This is a genomic window from Listeria farberi (assembly GCF_014229245.1).
GTDB classification, from domain to species: domain Bacteria; phylum Bacillota; class Bacilli; order Lactobacillales; family Listeriaceae; genus Listeria; species Listeria farberi.
This window is the reverse complement of sequence record NZ_JAARZJ010000013.1, coordinates 48,997-68,534: the sequence shown is the minus strand read 5'-3', so window position 1 is coordinate 68,534 and position 19,538 is coordinate 48,997. Positions and strand designations below refer to the sequence as shown.

Below are 19,538 nucleotides of genomic sequence, written 5' to 3'. Positions count from 1 at the left end.
AATGAAAAGAGAGTTCTGCCGAGGAGGTACAAGAAATGGTTAAGGTATATATCGTAGAAGATGATGAGGTAATTCGTGATACTATCAGAAAACATTTAAGTAAATGGGGATTTGAAATAGGGATTGTTGATGATTTTAATAATATTTTACAAGAGTTTTTATCTTTTGAGCCTCAATTGGTTATTTTAGATGTGAATCTGCCATTTTTTGATGGATTCTACTGGTGTAATCAAATTCGCGAAGTTTCGAATGTACCAATTATTTTCTTATCATCACGTAACTCGCGAATGGATCAAATCATGGGAATGAACATGGGGGCAGATTATTATATTGAAAAGCCAGTGGATTTGGATGTATTAATGGCTAGGATAAATGCACTTTTGAGACGGACATATTCGTATGCGGATTTAGAAGAAGCGAACGTAATGGAACATAATAATGTATTTTTACACATTGATACTAATACACTTACCCATTTAGAAGATAAAATTGAATTAACGAAAAATGAATTTTTGATTTTATATGAATTAATGAAACAAAAAGGCAGCATTGTAAGTCGCGATGAAATTATGCGTGCACTTTGGGAAGATGAAAGTTTTGTAGATGATAATACACTTACAGTCAACGTTGTACGAATTCGTAAAAAACTAGCTGAAATCGGTTTAGATGAATTTATTAAGACTAAAAAAGGGCAAGGTTATATGATTGAATGAAGAAAGTAAACAGGAAGATAGCGCCAAAAAACGCGAACTTCCTGTTTTTCGTAAATGAAGGAGGAGTCAATATGAAAATTTTAGTATTTGGTGGTACGCGTTTTTTTGGAAAGAAATTAGTAGAGCGTCTTGTTTCTGCTGGGCATGATATTACCATTGGCACGAGAGGGAAAACAAAAGATGATTTTGGTGATTCTGTAAAGCGTATTGTATTAGACCGTGAATCAAGAGATGCCTTATTCCAATTAGCAAAAGAAGAATGGGACATTATTTATGATAATATTTGTTTCTCACCGAAAGAAGCTCTTTATGCAGTAGATGCATTTAAAGGAAAAGTAAAACGATACATATATACATCTTCTTTGTCTGTTTATAGTCAAAAAGACCGCGCTTTGGTCGAGGATGATTTTAATTCAGCACATTATGAAATTGTGAGTGGTGACAAAGATGATTTTGATTACGGGGAAGGCAAACGACTTGCTGAAGCTGTGTTTTTTCAAAAAGCTTCTTTTCCAGTAGTAGCAGTCCGTTTTCCCATTGTCCTTGGATGCGATGATTATACAAAACGTCTACATTTTCATTTGGAGCATATTAAAAACCATGAAGAAATTGGTATTAGTAATGCGCAGGCGGAAATAAGTTTTATTACCTCAGATGAAGCGGCTCATTTTTTAGAATGGGTAGGGGTGGAATCAGACCTTACCGGACCAATTAATGCTAGCTCTAACGGTACATATTCGTTAAATGCTTTTATCAAAATGCTTGAAACGAAAATAGGTGAAGTGGCACTCGTAGAAGAAGTAACAGATGATGTGGATGAATCGCCGTTTAGCATTAATAAAACGTATTACTTAGATAATAGAAAAGCGACAGAAGCTGGCTTTACTTTTGAAAATCTACAAGTTTGGTTACCAGCGCTCGTGACGGATATTTTAAAAGAAAATTAATCATGGAGGCAAAAATATATTATGTTAAATTTTGAAGATAAAAAAGCGCTAATAGAATCAATCGATGGTTTTGAGCTGCATGAAATTTCTATGGGGCGCGTGAACGTACATTATCCGGCGAGTAAAAGAGATAAAAAAATCATCGTCAAACATCTTCACCCTAATGGAAATGCGTTTATTTACGCTCCGTTTTTAGAAGTAGAACCGCTAGATAAGCAAGGCTACGTTAACGTAAAAGACTACTCTCAAAATGAAATTCGCGTATTGTTACTTGAAGCGAAAGAGTATATGGATAAAGATGAAGACGGGTTTAAAGAAGGTTTTACAAAAATATATCAAGACAATGAAGGGGAAAAACTTTCTTTAGTCTATGAAAATAAAATGTGGGTTATTTACACAGGAGAAAATTTAGAAGCCGTTTTCCCAACGATAGAAGCAGCAGAAGGTTATTTACTTGACGAAGGTTTTTTTGGAGCATAATTAATGGAGGCGAAAAATCGGTGGAGAATTTAAAGCAACTGCAGGAGCGGGTCGCAGTAAGTGATGGCCGTGCAAAAGCAGATTTAGTTATTAAAAACGGACGTATAGTAAATGTATTTTCAGGTGAAATTATGGAAGGTGATATTGCAATTAAAAACGGCTATATAGCTGGAATTGGTCATTTTCCGGATGCCGATCAAATAATTGATGCTGCTGGAGAATTTATCGTACCAGGTTTTATTGATGCGCACGTCCATGTTGAAAGTGCAATGGTAACACCTTCTGAGTTTGCCAGGGTTTTGCTTCCAAATGGCGTAACTACAATTATTACGGATCCACATGAAATCGCCAATGTTGCCGGAGAAAAAGGCATTGAATTTATGCTTGAAGATGCAAAAGGTGCCCCACTCGATATGTTTGTCATGCTACCATCATCCGTACCAGCAACAGAAGGTGAACATAACGGCGAAACACTTCATGCAAAACATCTTCATCCTCTTTATAAACACGAAAAAGTAATCGGTCTCGCAGAAGTGATGGACTTCCCATCTGTTGCAAAAGGTAGTGCTGATATTTTGACAAAAATTATTGATGCAAAAAAAGAAGGTGGCAGAATTGATGGCCACGGGGCGGGTTTAACGAGTGCGGATTTAAATAATTATCTTGCTGTTGGCATTCGAACCGATCATGAGAGTACGAATACAGAAGAAGCACTTGACCGATTACGTGCGGGAATGTTTGTAATGCTACGCGAAGGAACTGTTGGTCGAGATTTAAAGCAAACTATTTCAGCAGTAACGGAGAAAAATAGCCATCGTTTTTGTTTTTGTACGGATGATAAACTAATTAATGATTTAATAACAGAAGGCTCGATTAATTATAATGTCCGACTCGCAATTGAAAACGATATTGAGCCAATTACGGCCATCCAAATGGCGACAATTAATGCGGCTAATTGCCATAACTTGCCTTATCTCGGTGCAGTTGCAGCAGGCTATCAGGCAGATATTGTTTTTCTAAAAGACTTAAAAACAATTGAAATTAGCAAAGTTTTAAAAAATGGCCAAGTAGTCGTTGAAAACGGAACGCGTAAAGAAGCAGCCTTTAAAAAGGAAATCAAAGCGAAGTTCATTTCTCCAAAAATTAATCATCATTTAAACATCAAAGATTTAGAACTTCCATTAACAAATGAAACTTGCTATGTCATTGGGATGAAAAAAAATAATCTCTTTACAGAAAAACTGATTGAACAAGTTACAATTAAAAATGGCAAATTTGTCCCATCAATCGAAAAAGACTTACTAAAAATGGCTGTTGTGGAACGTCATCATAATACTGGCTGCGTTGGTTTAGGTGTGGTTAAAGGTTTCGGTTTAACAGAAGGAGCAATTGCAACGACCGTCGCGCATGATTCCCATAATATTGTCGCAGTTGGTGTGAGCGATGAGGCTATGGAAAAAGCAATCTACCATGTGACAAAAACAGGCGGTGGCATTGCGGTAGTAGATGCTGCAGGTAACGTATTGCATCATTTAGCACTTCAGGTCGCAGGTCTTCTTAGCAATAAATCATACGAAGAAGTAGAAAATGATTTAGCTGGGCTCTTAAAAGCATTTAATCAGATAAGTAAAGCTAAAGGATTTGATCCATTTTTAACATTGTCATTCCTGACTTTACCAGTAATCCCTGAATTAAAACTAACCGATCAAGGCTTATTTGATTTTGCGACATTCCAAATTATTCCAATTGAAGTAATTTAACTTGAATGAGGGAGGTGCGATATGAACTGGTGGAGCTATATAAAAGATAAACGATTTTTCTTGTTGTTCTTTTGCAGTATTATGTTTTTCGTCGGGGTATTAATTTCAATTGATCCTAATAGTAAATTAACTCTCGGGAATTTCATTTACTTGTATGTCTTTGTTTTTGTCTTCCTACTTTCTTACTTAGTGTTAGGCTACTTCTTTAAATACAATTATTGGCGCGAAATGGAAGACCTAGTAAGTGGCGAAATTGAAGAAAATATTATTGAATTACTACCAAAACCGCGAACGCGTGAGCAAGCTTTTTTTAATCAGCTAATGGCAAAAAAACATAAAGAAGAATTACGAACTATTAGTAAACTTCAAGATAAGCAGCAAGAATATCATGATTTCATTTTATACTGGGTACATGAAGTGAAAACTCCTGTTGTAGCAAGCAAAATGTTAATTAATAACCCAGATTTAAATGATACCAAAACAATTTTTACACAGATTGATGAAGAATTAGAGACAATTGATAAATTAGTAATGCAAGCACTCTATTTTTCAAGGCTTGATACATTTTCTAAAGACTATTTTATCCAAGAACAAAACCTTGGTGCTGTTGTTCGTGAGTCAGTTAAGCGTCACTCCAAACTTTTTATTGGAAAAAAAATGAAACTTGATTTGCAAAATGTAGATATTGATGTGCGAACTGATAGTAAGTGGCTTGGCTTTATTATCGACCAAGTGTTATCTAACGCATTAAAATATACTGCTGATGGTGGCGATGTTCAAATTTGGTGCGACACTGAAGTAACTGGAAAAAAAGTGCTTCACATTAAAGACAACGGTCGAGGTATTAAAGAAGAAGATTTACCTCGTGTATTTGAACAAGGCTTTACAGGTACAATCGGTCGCCAAGAAAAAAAAGCTACTGGGATGGGGCTATATCTTGCTAAACAAATGGCGAAGAAGTTAGGTCATGAAATTTGTATTGAATCTAAAAGTGAAATAGGGACAGAAGTACGGCTTTATTTCGAACAAAAAGACGATTACTTACTAATAGCGAAAGATTAATAAAAAGACAAGTAAACAGTGACTCGTTTGCTTGTCTTTTTTTGTTAATTAAAATTGTTGACTCTATCGCTTTATCGTGGTAGAGTATTAGCAAGAAGAAGTAAAAGCGTCGAACAGAACAAGTAGAGCGTAATTCTTTAAAAGAGAGTCCTTGGTTGGTGTGAAAGGATAAAGATAGCGTTATCGAACACATCTCGGAGCTGGTTTGCTGAAGCATAAGTGAGTAGGCGAACTCGGGTTAAGCCCGTTATAGCTTGTTAGTCTCGAACTAACAGAGGTTGGTACTGTGAAGTATCAGCAAATTGAGGTGGAACCACGTGAATAGTATTCTCGTCCTCTTGGCCAATTTGTGCCAAGTGAGACGAGATTTTTTTATGTAAAAAAGGAGCGAATAATTATGGATTATATCATGGAGATTTTACCAGCATTACTTGACGGGGCGAAAACAACCTTACTCGTTTTTGTCGTCACGCTAGTTTGTTCTATTCCACTCGGAGCTATAGTGGCAGTAGGAAACATTAGTAAAATAGCCCCGCTGAAATTTATTTTAAACATTTACATTTGGATTATGCGAGGCACCCCATTACTTTTACAATTAATTTTTATTTATTATGGTTTACCGATTATTGGGGTTGTTTTTGACCGAATGGATGCCGTGTTTATAGCTTTTATTCTAAATTATGCTGCTTATTTCGCAGAGATTTTCCGCGGGGGATTCCTATCAATCGAAAGCGGACAATATGAAAGTGCTAAAGTTCTTGGTCTTACTTACGGTCAAACGCTTCGAAAGATTGTTTTACCGCAAGTTGTCAAACGTGTTTTGCCAGCAATCGGAAATGAAGTCATCAATTTAGTAAAAGACTCTTCGTTAGTTTACATCCTTGGCATTGGCGATTTACTAAGAGCAGGAAAAATTGCTATGAGTAGAGATGTTACCTTAATACCGCTCGTATTAGTTGCTGCAATTTACTTAGCGTTAACAGCTATCCTAACGCTACTATTTAAACAACTCGAAAAACGTTTTAGTTATTATAAATGAGGTGAAGAAAATGTTGGAAATTAAAAATTTATCGAAAAAATTTGATCAAAAAACGATTTTAGATAATGTGAATATTGCGCTTCAAGACGGGGAAATACTTTCTATCGTCGGACCATCTGGTGGCGGGAAAACCACTTTGCTTCGTTGTATTAGTGGTCTTGAAAAAATGGATACCGGAGAAATTTTTATTGACGGTGAAAAAATTGATCCGATGTCGAGGAAAGATGTCGAAAATACGATTGGTGTTGTTTTCCAAGAATTCCACTTATTTCCGCACTTAAGTGTGTTAGATAATTTGATTTTAGCACCAACCCTTGCTAGGAAAACGAAAAAAGCAGAAGCTATCAAAGAAGCTAAACGGTTACTTGGCTTACTTGATTTAGCAGACAAAGCGGATAATATGCCTTATCAATTATCTGGAGGACAAAAACAACGAGTGGCGATTGCTCGGGCACTCGCAATGAATCCAAAAGTACTACTATTTGATGAACCTACATCGGCTTTAGACCCTGATTTACGAGATCATGTGGCGTCGTTAATTTTGAGTTTGAAAAATGTTGGTATTACACAGATTATTGTGACACATGATCACGACTTTGCAAAAAAAGTTGCAAATCAAATGATGGAAGTAGAACCACTTAAAAAGGAGGCAAATTAATATGAAAAAAGGATTATTAATAACGGTAATGGCAATCGTAATGTTAGCGCTAGGGGCATGTTCAAGTGGTGAGTCCAAGGAAGACCAGTGGAGTAGAATAAAAAAAGATAAGGAAGTTGTAATTGGTTTAGATGATAGTTTTGTACCAATGGGATTTCGTGATAAAGATGATAATTTAGTCGGGTTTGATATTGATCTTGCAAAAGCTGTTTTTGCAGAATACGGTATTAAAGCGAAATTCACGCCAATTGACTGGACGATGAAAGAGTCCGAGCTGAAAAATGGATCAATTGATTTAATTTGGAATGGCTATACTGTAACGGACGCAAGAAAAAAACAAGTTGCATTTAGTAAACCTTATATGAAAAATGAACAAGTATTAGTGACATTGAAGTCAAATAATATTAATAAATTTAGTGATATGAAAGATAAAACACTAGGGGCTCAAAACGGCGCAAGTTCCATTGATGATATGGCTAAAAAACCAGAAGTGCTCACAGATATTATCAAAAACAACGAACCAGAATTGTATGATACGTTCGATACAGCTTTTATTGATTTGAATAATAAACGTATTGATGGCTTGATTATTGATGAAGTATACGCACGTTACTATATTGATAAACAAAAAAACAAAGATGACTATACCATTATAACTGGTGGTTTTGATCCGACAGATTTTGCTGTAGGTATGCGCAAAAGCGATAAAGAACTGCAAACAAAAATTAACGAAGCTTTTGAAAAATTATACAAAGAAGGAAAAATGCAGGAAATTAGTAAAAAATGGTTTGGTGATGATGAAATAGCTAAGCAATAGCGCGATTGACAGTAGGTTTAAGTTCCGATACAATTTGAATTATAAATGTCGCAGCCGAATATCCGACCGTGCCAGACAGAAGGGATGATTTTTGTTGAATAAAGAATTGATTGTTCGCGGAGCTCCACAAGAGTATTTTTGCCAAGTAGACGCATGGGATACATTGCCTGCTCACTTAGAACGCCGCGGTTTGAAAAATGTTTTAGTAGTTCGTGGAAATGCGTCTTGGAAAGTGGCTAAAAAGAAATTCCCTGAATTATCAAGTGTTACATCTACTTTTGAAGTATATAATGGTGGTTCTACCTATGAGGAACGTGATCGTTTGGTAGCGATAATGGAAACTAATAAGATGGACGCAATAATCGCTGTTGGTGGCGGGAAAATTGCCGATGTATGTAAAGCGGCAGCAGCAGTTTTACGTTTGCCAGTTATTATCTTACCAACGCTTGCATCAACTTGTGCAGCTTATACGCCTCTTAGTGTGATGTACGATGAAGAGGGAGCCATGATTCGTTACGATGTATTTGCTAGTAGTAATGCGCTGTTATTAATCGATCCGGAAATGATTTTAGATTCACCAAGAGAATTGCTTATAGCAGGAATAGGTGATACATTAGCCAAATGGTACGAAGCAGATGTGATAATTAATTCCTTACCAAACAAATCTGTCGAAATCGAAATAGCCCACTTTGCTGCCAAAATGTGTCGTGATAATTTGCTACAATATAGTGAAGAAGCACTTGCTGCCATGGACAAACAAGAGCTAAATGAAGCTTTTGTTAAAATTATCGAAACAAATATTTTAGTTGGAGGAATGGTTGGCGGTTTTGGGGATGATTATGGCCGTTGTGCCGGAGCGCATTCGATTCATGACGCGCTAACTATGGTTCCAGAAACACATCATTTATTACATGGTAATAAAGTAGCTTATGGAATCTTAGTGCAACTAGTTATCGAAAATAGATGGAATGAAATCGACCAACTAATACCGTTTTATTCCAAATTAAGTCTTCCAACTAGTTTGTATGATATGGGGCTTGCGACACTCGCAGAAGAAACGCTTGTGGCAGTATCTAAACGTGCAACTGAACCGCATGAAACAATTCATATGATGCCTGGAGAAATGACGGCTGATGTGGTATTAAATGCAATGAAACAGTTAGAAGATAGTATGGCAATGAAACGAGTGACTAAGTAAAAATGATTATTCGTAAAGAACAACCACAAGATTACGAGGCCATTCGTCGTGTGAATGAGGAAGCTTTTAAAGGCACTGTGGAAGCAGATTTAATTGAAAGTATCCGGACATCCGATTATTACCAACCGGGTTTATCCCTAGTCGCAGAAGCGGAGGATGGACTTATTGTTGGTTACATCATGTTTAGTGAAATTTCACTTGAAGCCGCGGGACGAAGTAGGTTTATTTTAGCACTTGCACCGCTTGCTGTTTTACCAACATATCAAGGGACTAGAGTTGGCTCAAGTCTAATGGAAGAAGGCATCCGCTTATCACGCGAAAAAGCATATCCAGCCATTGCAGTGCTTGGACATGCTAATTATTATCCGCGATTTGGATTTATTCCTTCTGAGCATTTTGCTATTCCTGCGCCATTTGATGTGCCTGCTGAATACTTTATGTTATTAGAATTGTATGATGGAAGTTTAGAAAATTTAGCCGGAACTATTCATTATCCACCCGCTTTTTCTGAAAATAATTAATGAGAAAAGAATGAAATAATAAAGGAACGGAACAAATTCTCGGAAGGGGATAGATTCCGTTTTTTTGTCGTAATAATGCCAACGGAACGACGCAATTCTTTATCCCGTAAAGCGATACTTTTTGTTTCTTTAAAAATTGCACCATCTAAAATCATTTCTGGTAAAATGCTAATGCCAAGCCCAGCGCCGACCAATCCTTGAATTGTGTAAAAATCCCTGCTTTGAAAGGCTATCTGTGGTTCGAAGCCTTTTTTATTTGCCGCTTTTGTAACAATCTTATATAAATCAAAGTCTTCTGGATAAAGAACGAATTTTTCATTGGCGAGTTCTTTGAGTGAAACATTGAAATTTTCTGCAAGTGGGTGGGTTGTTGGAACGATTAATTTCAACTTTTCATCAAAAAAACGAATAGCTTCGATTTGTTCATTAGATTCAGGGACAGGTGAAAGAAAAGTCATATCAAGTACGCCATTCACAAGCATTTCGGTAAGTTCTTCATTTGTTCCTTCCATAAATTGGTAGGTGATTTGTGGATATTTTTCTCGAAAAGTAGAAATAACTGACGGCAAGACTTTGGTAGATAATGAATTGGGTAAGCCAACACGAACAGTTCCTTTTGTGGGATCAGTGTATTCGGTTACGAGAGCCTCCGCTTTTTGCAGTTCATTTAATGCGATGGTAGCTTGGCTCAGGAAATCTTGACCGACACTTGTAAGTTGCATATTGCGACCAATGCGATCAAATAACGGAACACCTAGTTCTTCCTCTAGTTTCGTTATCTGTCTACTAACGGCAGATTGGGCTACGTGTAAATTCTCACTAGCTTTGGTCATATGTTCGACACGGGCTACTTCCATAAAATACTTTAATTGTCGTAGTTCCATTTCTTACCTCCAATTGTTCTCGAAATGAGATTGTTTTATTCTATTATATATATTGTTTCGATAAATGAAAAGGAATAAAATAGATACTACAAGAAATGTAAGGTAAGCTGAATCGCTGGTTAATTGTCAGTTAATTTAAATAATTACCAGAAAAACCCCTGAAGGATTCGGTTTTTGAAGAGGAGGAACTAAGATGAAACAAACTAATTTACCAAAAAAACACGGCCTATACAATCCGGAAAATGAGCACGATGCTTGTGGAATTGGCTTCGTAGCAAATATTAAAAAGATTTCTTCTCATAAAATTGTCGAGCAAGGCATTCATATGCTTTGTCAGTTAAAGCACCGTGGTGGAGAAGTTGGTGGGGATACGGGCGATGGCGCTGGTATTTTACTTGAAATTTCAGATTCTTTCTTCCGACGTGAGTGTAGCAAATTAGGTATTAAATTGCCTGAAAAATATCATTATGCGGTTGGGATGTTTAATTTCCCTCAAAACAAAACAGAACGTGAATGTTTAATGGTCGAAACGGAAAAACTGATTGCGAGTGAAGGCCAAACTTTCCTTGGTTGGCGTAAATTACCAACTGATGTAACAAAGGTTGGTGCCGGTGCAAGAAAAACAGAACCAGCGATTTATCAACTATTCATTCAAAAAAAAGCTGAGCTAGATGAAGCTGGGTTTGAACGAGCACTTTATTTAATTAGAAAGCAAATCGAAAAATTTGCGGCGACTTCCGAACAAATTACAGAGACTTTCTACGTTCCAAGTTTATCAACGAGAACGGTTATTTTTAAAGGAATGCTATTACCAGAACAAATTAATCAATATTATTTAGACTTAGCAGATCCAGCGTATGTATCGGCTTTTGCGCTGGTGCATTCTCGTTTTTCCACGAATACTTTTCCAAGTTGGGAACGAGCGCATCCGTATCGTTATTTAATTCATAACGGTGAAATTAATACACAACGAGGCAATGTTAACTGGATGAAAGCTCGGGAGAAAAGAGCAGAATCTGATTTACTTGGTGAAGATTTAGCTAAATTACTACCAATTATAGATGAAAGTGGTAGTGATTCAGCTACTTTGGATAATGCATTAGAATTTTTAGTGCAGGCAGGACGTTCGTTACCTCATGCGGCGATGATGTTAATTCCAGAACCTTGGGACAAAAATCCACACATGACCGATCCAAAACGCGCTTTTTACGAATATCATAGTACGTTAATGGAGCCTTGGGATGGACCGACATCGATTTCATTTACAAATGGTCGTGTTATCGGGACGATTTTGGATAGAAATGGCTTACGGCCGGCACGTTATTACGAAACAAAAGACCATACAATCATTTATTCTTCGGAAACAGGTGTTGTGCCAGTGGATCCGAGTGAGGTTATTCGCAAAGAAACTGTTGGAGCAGGAACGATGTTGTTAATTGATTTAGAAGAAGGCAGAATTGTGTCAGACACTGAATTAAAGGAAGATCTAACTTTGGAAAAACCATATCGTGCCTGGTTAGATGCGGAAATGGCAGAAATCGCTGACTTAGTGACAGCAGATTTAAATTATGAAGCAATGGATAAGTCAGAACGCTTTAAAAAACAACGTGCATTTGGATACACACAAGATGAACTAAATAAAATTTTGATTCCGATGGTAACGGAGAAAAAGGATCCAATGGGGGCGATGGGTTACGACGCACCACTTGCTGTCTTAAGTCAACGACCACAAGTATTATTTAATTATTTTAAGCAACTTTTTGCCCAAGTAACGAATCCGCCCATTGATGGCATCCGCGAAGAAACAGTGATCTCTGCGATGACGCTACTTGGAGACGAAGGCAATATTCTAAATCCATCTGCTCAAAATGCAAACCGGATTCGTTTGAAAACGCCTATTTTATCTCGAAGGGAATTTAGAGCACTTGAGCAACAAACAAAATTTGCCCAACCAACTGTTACTTTACCAATTTTATTTAAAGCAGAGGAACGGGATGGTTTAGCGGCACGTTTAGAAGTATTATTTGCAGAAGCAGATGAAAAAATCGCAGGTGGGGCAGAATTGCTTATTTTATCAGACGACGGGGTGAACGCAGATTGGATTGGAATTCCAGCCCTTTTAGCTGTCAGCGGCTTACATCATCATTTAGTTAAAGCTGGAACGCGAACTCAAGTGAGTATTATTATCAAAACGGCAGAAGCAAGAGACGTTCATCAATGTGCGCTTTTAATTGGCTACGGGGCAGACGCAGTATTTCCAAGTCTTGCAATTGATACATTTGATGGCTTAATTAAAGAAGGACGTATTAAAGGCTTCACGCTAGATGAGGCGGAAAGCCGATATATTGAAGCAATTACCGATGGGATTTTAAAAATCATGTCAAAAATGGGGATTTCTACCGTTCAAAGTTACCGTGGTGCCCAGATTTTTGAAGCGATTGGGATTGGCGATGATGTGATTAAAAATTATTTCCCGGGAACAGCCTCACAAATTGGTGGAATTCCACTGGAAGTTATCGCGCAAGAAGCTTGGTTGCGACACCGCGAAGCCTATCATGATATCGGGTACCAAAGTTTCACACTTAATACAGGCGGAGAGTATCAGTGGCGCTCAAACGGAGAATATCACGTATATAACCCACTTGCGATTCATTCTTTGCAACAAGCTACTCGAGAAAATGATCGAGAAACATATAATCTATATTCAGATTTAATGCAAAATCAAAATAATGCCTTTTTAAGGGGGTTATTAACGTTTACAAGTGACCGCAAGCCGATTCCACTGGATGAAGTAGAGCCGGCAGAAGCGATTTTTAAACGATTTAAGTCTGGCGCGATGTCTTATGGTTCGATTAGTCAAGAAGCTCATGAAGCGCTTGCTATCGCAATGAACCGTATCGGCGGGAAAAGTAATAGTGGAGAAGGCGGCGAAAACCCGAACCGCTTTATTCCTGACGCAAATGGCGACTGGCGTAGAAGTGCTATCAAACAAATTGCATCTGGTCGTTTTGGTGTAACAAGCCATTACTTAGTCAATGCCGAAGAGCTACAAATCAAGATGGCTCAAGGGGCAAAACCCGGTGAAGGTGGACACTTGCCAGGGAATAAAGTTTATCCATGGATTTCGAAAACACGTGGTTCAACAACAGGTGTAGGATTGATTTCACCACCACCACATCATGACATTTATTCCATTGAAGATTTATCTCAGCTGATTTTTGATTTGAAAAATGCGAATCAAAATGCACGGATCAATGTGAAGCTAGTTTCGAAAACTGGTATTGGTACGATTGCTGCGGGTGTAGCAAAAGGAAATGCCGACGTTATTTTGGTAAGTGGTTATGAAGGCGGAACTGGTGCCGCGGCAAGAACAAGTATCCGTCATGCAGGAGTACCGTGGGAAATTGGCTTAGCAGAAACACACCAAACGTTACTTCTCAATGGACTTAGAAACAAAGTGGTTGTGGAAACTGACGGTAAGTTAATGACAGGGAAAGACGTCCTTGTTGCGGCCATGCTCGGCGCAGAAGAATTCGGTTTTGCAACCGCGCCACTCGTAACATTAGGTTGTGTGATGATGCGTGTTTGCCATTTAGATACATGTCCAGTTGGGGTAGCAACGCAAAATCCTGAGCTTCGGAAAAAATTCAGTGGTTCAGCAGATTATGTCGTGAACTTCTTCCATTTTATCGTTGCTGAAATGCGTGAAATGATGGCAGAACTTGGCTTTAGAAGTTTAACAGAAATCATTGGACATAAAGAATTTTTAACTACTCACGAGAAAAAAGAAGCGCATTGGAAAGCAAAATATATCGATTTTTCGAATATGCTTTATAGCGATGATTTCTATAAAAACCAAGTCCAATATTGCACAAAACAACAAGACCACAAAATCAACCAAACACTCGATATGCGCGAACTTGTGCCATTAATTCAGCCAGCACTAGAAAATGGTGAAAAAGTAACTGGAATTTTCGATGTACGGAATGTTGACCGCGCGATTGGAACGATTGCTGGTTCCTTTATTAGCAAAAAATATGGTGCAGAAGGATTGCCGGAAGATACCATTTCACTCGATTTTGTTGGTTCAGCTGGACAAAGCTTCGGTGCTTATACGCCACTTGGCATGACGCTCCGAATTCACGGCGATGCCAATGATTACTTTGGAAAAGGACTTTCTGGTGGCAAATTGATTGTGAGTCCAGATTATAGAACGCCAATTAAAGCTCATGACTCTGCGATTGTTGGAAATGTAACGCTTTACGGGGCAACAGGTGGATATGCGTATATGCACGGAAAAGCAGGTGCACGATTTGCTGTACGTAATAGTGGTGCAACAGCTGTAGTAGAAGGTATCGGCGACAATGGTTGCGAATATATGACAGGAGGTACGGTAGTTGTTCTTGGTGATATTGGTGAGAACTTTGCAGCTGGAATGTCTGGTGGGGTTGCTTACATTTATACGGAAAACAGCCAGGAAACAACTACAAAAATCAACCACGAACTTGTAAACAGTAGGTCTACGTTATCTGCACCAGAATTAGCTAAACTAAAACAATTAATCGAGCAACATGCTAACTTTACTGGAAGTGAGTTTGCAAAAGAAATTCTTAGTAACTGGGAAGATGAAAAGGCGAATTTCATTTTCGTCATTCCAAACGAATATGAAATGATGCTAACAAGAATAACTTCACTAGAACAAACTGGAAAAACACACGATGAAGCAGAATTACAAGCTTTTTATGAACATAAAGATGGAAAATTAGTTGCCGGAGTGGCGAAATAGAGAGGAGTGAAACCATGGGAAAAGCAACTGGATTTATGGAATATGACCGAATTCCCTCTCCAGGGCGTGATCCGAAAAGTCGGACCCGTGACTGGAACGAATATAGTTTACCAATGCCGGTAGCAGATTTAACTTTACAAGCGGCTCGTTGCATGGATTGTGGCGTACCGTTTTGTAGTGTAGGAATGGAGATTAAAAACGGCGTATCAGGTTGTCCGCTGCATAATTTAATTCCAGAGTGGAATGATGCTGTTTACCGAGGGGACTGGTATGAGGCATTACAATTACTATTAAAAACAAATAATTTTCCGGAATTTACTGGTCGAATTTGCCCGGCACCGTGTGAAGGTGGCTGTACGGTGGCAATTTCGGAACCTGCTGTAGGGATTAAATCCATCGAAAAAGCGATTATTGACCGAGGTTTTGAAGAAGGCTGGATTAAACCGGCTCCTCCTAAAAAACGTACCGGTAAACGAATTGCTGTAATTGGATCAGGACCGGCTGGACTTGCCTGCGCCGATCAATTGAATAAAGCTGGCCATAGCGTAACGGTCATTGAAAAAAGTGATCGCATTGGTGGCTTATTAATGTACGGTATTCCAACGATGAAACTAGAGAAAGAACAAGTAACGCGCCGAGTGAACTTGATGGCGGAAGAAGGAATCGAATTCGTCACAGGTGTTGCAGCAGGGACAGATGTTACTTTTGCAGAACTACGCGAAGAGTATGATTCTATCGTTCTTGCGACAGGAGCCGGTAATGCACGAGATATCCCACTTGCTGGACGTGATGCAGCTGGTATTCACTTTGCTGTTCCGTATTTATCGCAAAGCACGCGGGATAATTTGGACAACGGCGGGAACCAAACCATCTCCGCTAAAGATAAAAATGTGGTAATTATCGGTGGCGGGGATACAGGCGCCGACTGTGTAGCAACTGCACTAAGACAAGGTGCAAAAAGTATTTATCAATTTGGTATTCAAGATAAACTTCCTGAATTACGTGCTGGAGAGAATCCTTGGCCACAATATCCACGCGTTTTTAAAATGGACTACGCGCACGAAGAAGCAGAAGCGGTATACGGAAGAGATCCACGTGAGTATCTCATTAATACTACATCTTTTGAAAAAGACGAGGCGGGAAATCTTGTGGGACTGCATACTATAGAAGTAGTGGAAAACAAGAAAGAAAGGAAATATATTCCTGTAGAAGGCAGCGAAAAATATTTTGAAGTAGATATGGTTTTAATCGCCATCGGTTTTGCAGGTACAACAGAAGATATTTTTACAAACTTCGGTGTAGGAAAAACAGAACGCCATACAATTGATGCTGCTAAAGGATTTTACCGTACAAGCGAAGAAGGCGTATTTGCTTGCGGCGATGCACGTCATGGTCAAAGCTTAGTAGTAACGGCAATTGCAGAAGGAAGAGAAGCGGCTCGTGAAGTTGACTTTTACTTGATGGGTGAAACATTTTTACCTTAATAAAAAAGAGCTTATCCTAAAAAAGGGTAAGCTCTTTTTTGGTCCATTATTTCATTCCAGAAACATTGAAGCCTTTTAAAATATATTTTTGGAAAGTCATGAAAATTAAGATGATTGGAATAACCATGAAGGTTGCCCCAGCCATTTGTAAGGCATAGTTGCTACCATATTGACCTTTTAATAATTGAAGTCCAACTGATAGGGTATAGAATTTTTCATCGTTGGCGATAATTAACGGCCATAAGAACGAGTTCCAACCAGCGATAAAGGTAAGAATCCCTTGAACCGCAAGCACTGGTCTGGAAATCGGAATAACAATCCGCCAGAAAATGTAAAATTCACTAGCACCATCGAGCCTTGCTGCTTCTAGTAAATCGTCGGAAATGGTTGACATAAATTGTCGGAATAAGAAAATCCCGAATGCACCAACAAGTCCAGGAAGCACAATCCCTGTCATTGTATTCGTTAATCCAGCCGCATTAAGCAGCAAGTAAACCGGAATCATTGTTACTTGCCCTGGAATCATCATCGTAGCCAGAACAAGATAAAATAACTTGTTTTTCCCTTTAAATTTAAATTTAGCAAAGCCGTAACCCGCCATCGCATTTAAAAATAAACCGAAAAACGAGAAGAACACAATGATTAACGTATTTTTTAAGTAAATAGCAAAGTCCATTTCAGTGAATAGTTTGGTGAAATTATCTAGTGTAAAAGTTTCTGGCCAAATAGTAGGTGGGATTTTTAAAATTTCAGCATCCGTTTTCAAAGAGGAGAGCACCATCCAAATGAACGGTAAAATCATAAAGAATCCGCCAACCGTTAAAATACTAATGACGGCAATTTGAGCGCCGCGCGACTTTTGTCTATATTGATTCATTTATAAACACTCCTCTCTTAAATATCCCCATCATTATTTTTGCGCTGAATCCGGAATTGAATAATCGTGATAATAATAATCGCGATAAACAAGATAAACGATCCAGCAGCGGCATAACCAAATTTACTTAATTGGAAACCATTTTGATAAATAAAGAGTGCGACAGAGTTTGTACTATCAAGTGGTCCACCTTCTGTCATAACGAACGGCTCCTCGAAGAATTGTAACCAACCGATCATTGTTGTAACTGTTACAAAGAAAATCGCGAAACGAAGCATTGGAACAGTAATTTTAAATAGTTGTTGGCGGCTATTTGCTCCATCAAGTGAGGCTGCTTCATAATATTCACGTGGAATGCCTTGAAGTGCGGCTAAGAAAATAATCATATTTACACCGATTGCTCGCCAAACAGCTAGGATAATCAGGGATAATTTTGCAATTGTAGGGTCTTGTAACCATGGAACTGGTCCTAGGTCTAAAAACGAAAGCAAATAGTTAAGTAAACCAAAGCGCGGATTATATAAGTAACTCCAAACAACGGCTACAGCGACAACGTTTGTAATTGAAGGAGTATAGAAAATTAACCGGAAAAATTGGAAAATCTTTGCTTGCGAAAAGTTAATCATAAGCGCAATACCAAGCGAGCAAACGATAACCAGTGGAACGCCAATAACTACATAGAAAAGCGTGTTAAAAATAGATTTTAAAAATACCGGGTCTTGCATAATATTGACGTAATTGTCCACACCAACAAAGTTAATTTTAGAGTAATCGGCAAGCCCGACTAAATCTATGTCCGTAAAACTGATGACAAAAGCAAGCAAAATCGGAAGTAGGGAAAACAGAAGAAGTAAAAACAGTGCTGGCGATATAAACAAATAGGGTGTATTTTTATTTAAAAATTGTTTCATAACATCCAGTCCATTCTAAAAGGGCAAATGGCAGAATAAATCATTTGCCCTTTTTATTCGTTATTTTTTAAGAAGTGCTTCTACTTGATCGTTAAATGTATCCATTTGTGTTTGTACATCTGCACCGCCACGGTAAATTTGTTCCCAAGATTTTCCGTATAATTGAGCAATTTCTTCAAATTGTGGGATAAGTGGCATTGGTTCAGCTGTTTTCATTTGTTCGCCGAATACTTTGTAGTAAGGGTCATTTTTCAGCATATCATCTTCCCAAGCATCCATACGAGCTGGCATGGAGTTTGTATCTTTTAACCAAGATAATTGCACATCAGGTTGACTCATGTAGTCCATGAATTTTAGAGCATCATCTTTCTTATCACTATATTTGAAAATGGAAAGGTTAGCGCCACCAAGGCTTGATTCGTTATTTTCTTTTTTAGGTAGTACAGCAGTTGCCCATTTTCCGTCAATGTCAGGGGCAGTGTCTTTCAGTGTATTAACCATCCAAGGACCACTCATGAACATTGGCACAATGCCGTCGCCGCCGAAGCTTTGAGATGCATCTAAACCAAGATCAGTGTCTGGAGCAGAACCATTTTTAATGAAACTATCTAAATAAGTAACAGTGTCTACGAAAGGTTTTTTATTGAATACTGGTTGACCATCTTTATCGAAAAGAGGGGAGCCGTTTTGACGTCCGAAAATGAAACCAGTCGTTTGTTCGTTTGGATCAATGGCAAAGCCGTACATATCTTTACCACGTTTAGAAAGTTTTAGTGCAGCGTCGGAAAGTTCGTCCCAAGTTTTTGGCGCTTCATTATAACCAACTTTTTTCAGTAAATCGGTACGGTAGAATAATACGCGAGTTTCTGCATACCACGGAACACCGTAAGTTTTGCCATCAAATTGAGTTGTTTTCACGGAACCAGGGAAAAATAAATCAGAATTCATATTTTTACTTTTTTCGACATCTTTTGTAATATCTAGTAACGCACCAGCTTCGACAAATTCAGGCATCCAAGTAGTTCCCATTTGGACTACATCAGGACCGGATTTAGAAGCAACAGCTGTAAGTAATTTATCATGTGCATTTGCCCAAGGAATAACTTGAACTTTGACTTCGATGCCAGTATCTTTCGTGAATTTTTGTGCGAGTTCTTTTAATGACTTGGCTTCATCTCCCATTGCCCAAACATTTAATACTTTAGAATCGCTGGAATTCACATCATCCTTTGACCCGCCACACGCCATTAATACCAAACTAAGCGATAACACTAAAGCTAATACGACAAACATCTTTTTCTTCATGATTTTTCCTCCATTTTTTTGTTTTTTTCAAAGCAATTTGACTAGCTAAAAGCTGTTAAAGAATAAAAACTGTTGTACGGAACTTGAGCGCCGTAC

16 protein-coding genes and 1 other annotated feature are annotated in these 19,538 nt (G+C 38.2%); of the genes, 12 read left to right on the top strand and 4 right to left on the bottom strand.

Annotated elements, in window-relative coordinates; all coding sequences use genetic code 11:
• Positions 1-35: 35 nt before the first annotated feature.
• The 10 genes from virR to HCB45_RS12025 all read left to right on the top strand — a co-directional run bounded on the left by virR (position 36) and on the right by HCB45_RS12025 (position 9,195).
• Positions 36-713, top strand: a complete 678-nt coding sequence (gene virR, locus HCB45_RS12070; protein ID WP_185320000.1) for a two-component system response regulator VirR — start codon at positions 36-38, stop codon at positions 711-713.
• Between the two features lie 71 nt (positions 714-784).
• The gene (locus tag HCB45_RS12065; RefSeq protein ID WP_185620041.1) at positions 785-1,660 is read left to right on the top strand and encodes an SDR family oxidoreductase; all 876 of its coding nucleotides are present in this window, start codon (positions 785-787) and stop codon (positions 1,658-1,660) included.
• A 21-nt stretch (positions 1,661-1,681) separates the two neighbouring features.
• Positions 1,682-2,140: a hypothetical protein gene (locus HCB45_RS12060; protein ID WP_185320002.1), complete on the top strand. Its 459-nt coding sequence runs from the start codon at positions 1,682-1,684 to the stop codon at positions 2,138-2,140.
• Between the two features lie 20 nt (positions 2,141-2,160).
• Positions 2,161-3,900, top strand: a complete 1,740-nt coding sequence (gene ade / locus HCB45_RS12055; protein ID WP_185320003.1) for an adenine deaminase — start codon at positions 2,161-2,163, stop codon at positions 3,898-3,900.
• Positions 3,901-3,921: 21 nt separating this feature from the next.
• Positions 3,922-4,962: a sensor histidine kinase gene (locus HCB45_RS12050; protein WP_185320004.1), complete on the top strand. Its 1,041-nt coding sequence runs from the start codon at positions 3,922-3,924 to the stop codon at positions 4,960-4,962.
• A gap of 100 nt (positions 4,963-5,062) precedes the next feature.
• Positions 5,063-5,303, top strand: a binding site (T-box leader).
• Between the two features lie 56 nt (positions 5,304-5,359).
• A complete protein-coding gene (locus HCB45_RS12045; protein ID WP_185608203.1) occupies positions 5,360-6,001 on the top strand; it encodes an amino acid ABC transporter permease in 642 nt (213 codons plus the stop codon).
• 10 nt (positions 6,002-6,011) lie between these two features.
• A complete protein-coding gene (locus HCB45_RS12040; protein ID WP_185608202.1) occupies positions 6,012-6,659 on the top strand; it encodes an amino acid ABC transporter ATP-binding protein in 648 nt (215 codons plus the stop codon).
• Between the two features lies 1 nt (position 6,660).
• The gene (locus tag HCB45_RS12035) at positions 6,661-7,476 is read left to right on the top strand and encodes an amino acid ABC transporter substrate-binding protein (RefSeq protein ID WP_185320007.1); all 816 of its coding nucleotides are present in this window, start codon (positions 6,661-6,663) and stop codon (positions 7,474-7,476) included.
• A gap of 91 nt (positions 7,477-7,567) precedes the next feature.
• Entirely contained in the window at positions 7,568-8,674 is a 1,107-nt protein-coding gene (locus tag HCB45_RS12030) for an iron-containing alcohol dehydrogenase family protein (protein WP_185620039.1), read from the top strand.
• A 2-nt stretch (positions 8,675-8,676) separates the two neighbouring features.
• Entirely contained in the window at positions 8,677-9,195 is a 519-nt protein-coding gene (locus HCB45_RS12025) for a GNAT family N-acetyltransferase (protein WP_185320009.1), read from the top strand.
• Here HCB45_RS12025 and gltC read toward each other — a convergent pair.
• Positions 9,192-10,079 (bottom strand): glutamate biosynthesis transcriptional regulator GltC, encoded by an 888-nt coding sequence (gltC, locus tag HCB45_RS12020; RefSeq protein WP_185620037.1) that lies wholly within the window; start codon positions 10,077-10,079, stop codon positions 9,192-9,194. The genes HCB45_RS12025 and gltC overlap by 4 nt on opposite strands.
• Before the next feature lie 193 nt (positions 10,080-10,272).
• Here gltC and gltB point away from each other — a divergent pair, with 193 nt between their 5' ends.
• Both gltB and HCB45_RS12010 read left to right on the top strand, forming a co-directional pair.
• A complete protein-coding gene (gene gltB, locus HCB45_RS12015; protein ID WP_185620035.1) occupies positions 10,273-14,865 on the top strand; it encodes a glutamate synthase large subunit in 4,593 nt (1,530 codons plus the stop codon).
• Positions 14,866-14,879: 14 nt separating this feature from the next.
• On the top strand, positions 14,880-16,349 hold the full coding sequence (locus tag HCB45_RS12010; RefSeq protein WP_185620033.1) for a glutamate synthase subunit beta: 1,470 nt from the start codon (positions 14,880-14,882) through the stop codon (positions 16,347-16,349).
• 46 nt (positions 16,350-16,395) lie between these two features.
• On the opposite strand, the gene HCB45_RS12005 is transcribed toward HCB45_RS12010, so the two are convergent.
• From HCB45_RS12005 to HCB45_RS11995, 3 genes are read right to left on the bottom strand one after another with little or no spacing between them, the layout of a single operon-like run.
• Positions 16,396-17,226: a carbohydrate ABC transporter permease gene (locus HCB45_RS12005; protein WP_003729785.1), complete on the bottom strand. Its 831-nt coding sequence runs from the start codon at positions 17,224-17,226 to the stop codon at positions 16,396-16,398.
• A gap of 17 nt (positions 17,227-17,243) precedes the next feature.
• Positions 17,244-18,137 carry a carbohydrate ABC transporter permease gene (locus tag HCB45_RS12000; RefSeq protein ID WP_003762776.1) on the bottom strand — a complete coding sequence of 298 codons (894 nt, stop codon included), beginning with the start codon at positions 18,135-18,137 and terminating at the stop codon, positions 17,244-17,246.
• 60 nt (positions 18,138-18,197) lie between these two features.
• On the bottom strand, positions 18,198-19,442 hold the full coding sequence (locus tag HCB45_RS11995; protein WP_185608197.1) for a sugar ABC transporter substrate-binding protein: 1,245 nt from the start codon (positions 19,440-19,442) through the stop codon (positions 18,198-18,200).
• Between the last annotated feature and the right edge of the window lie 96 nt (positions 19,443-19,538).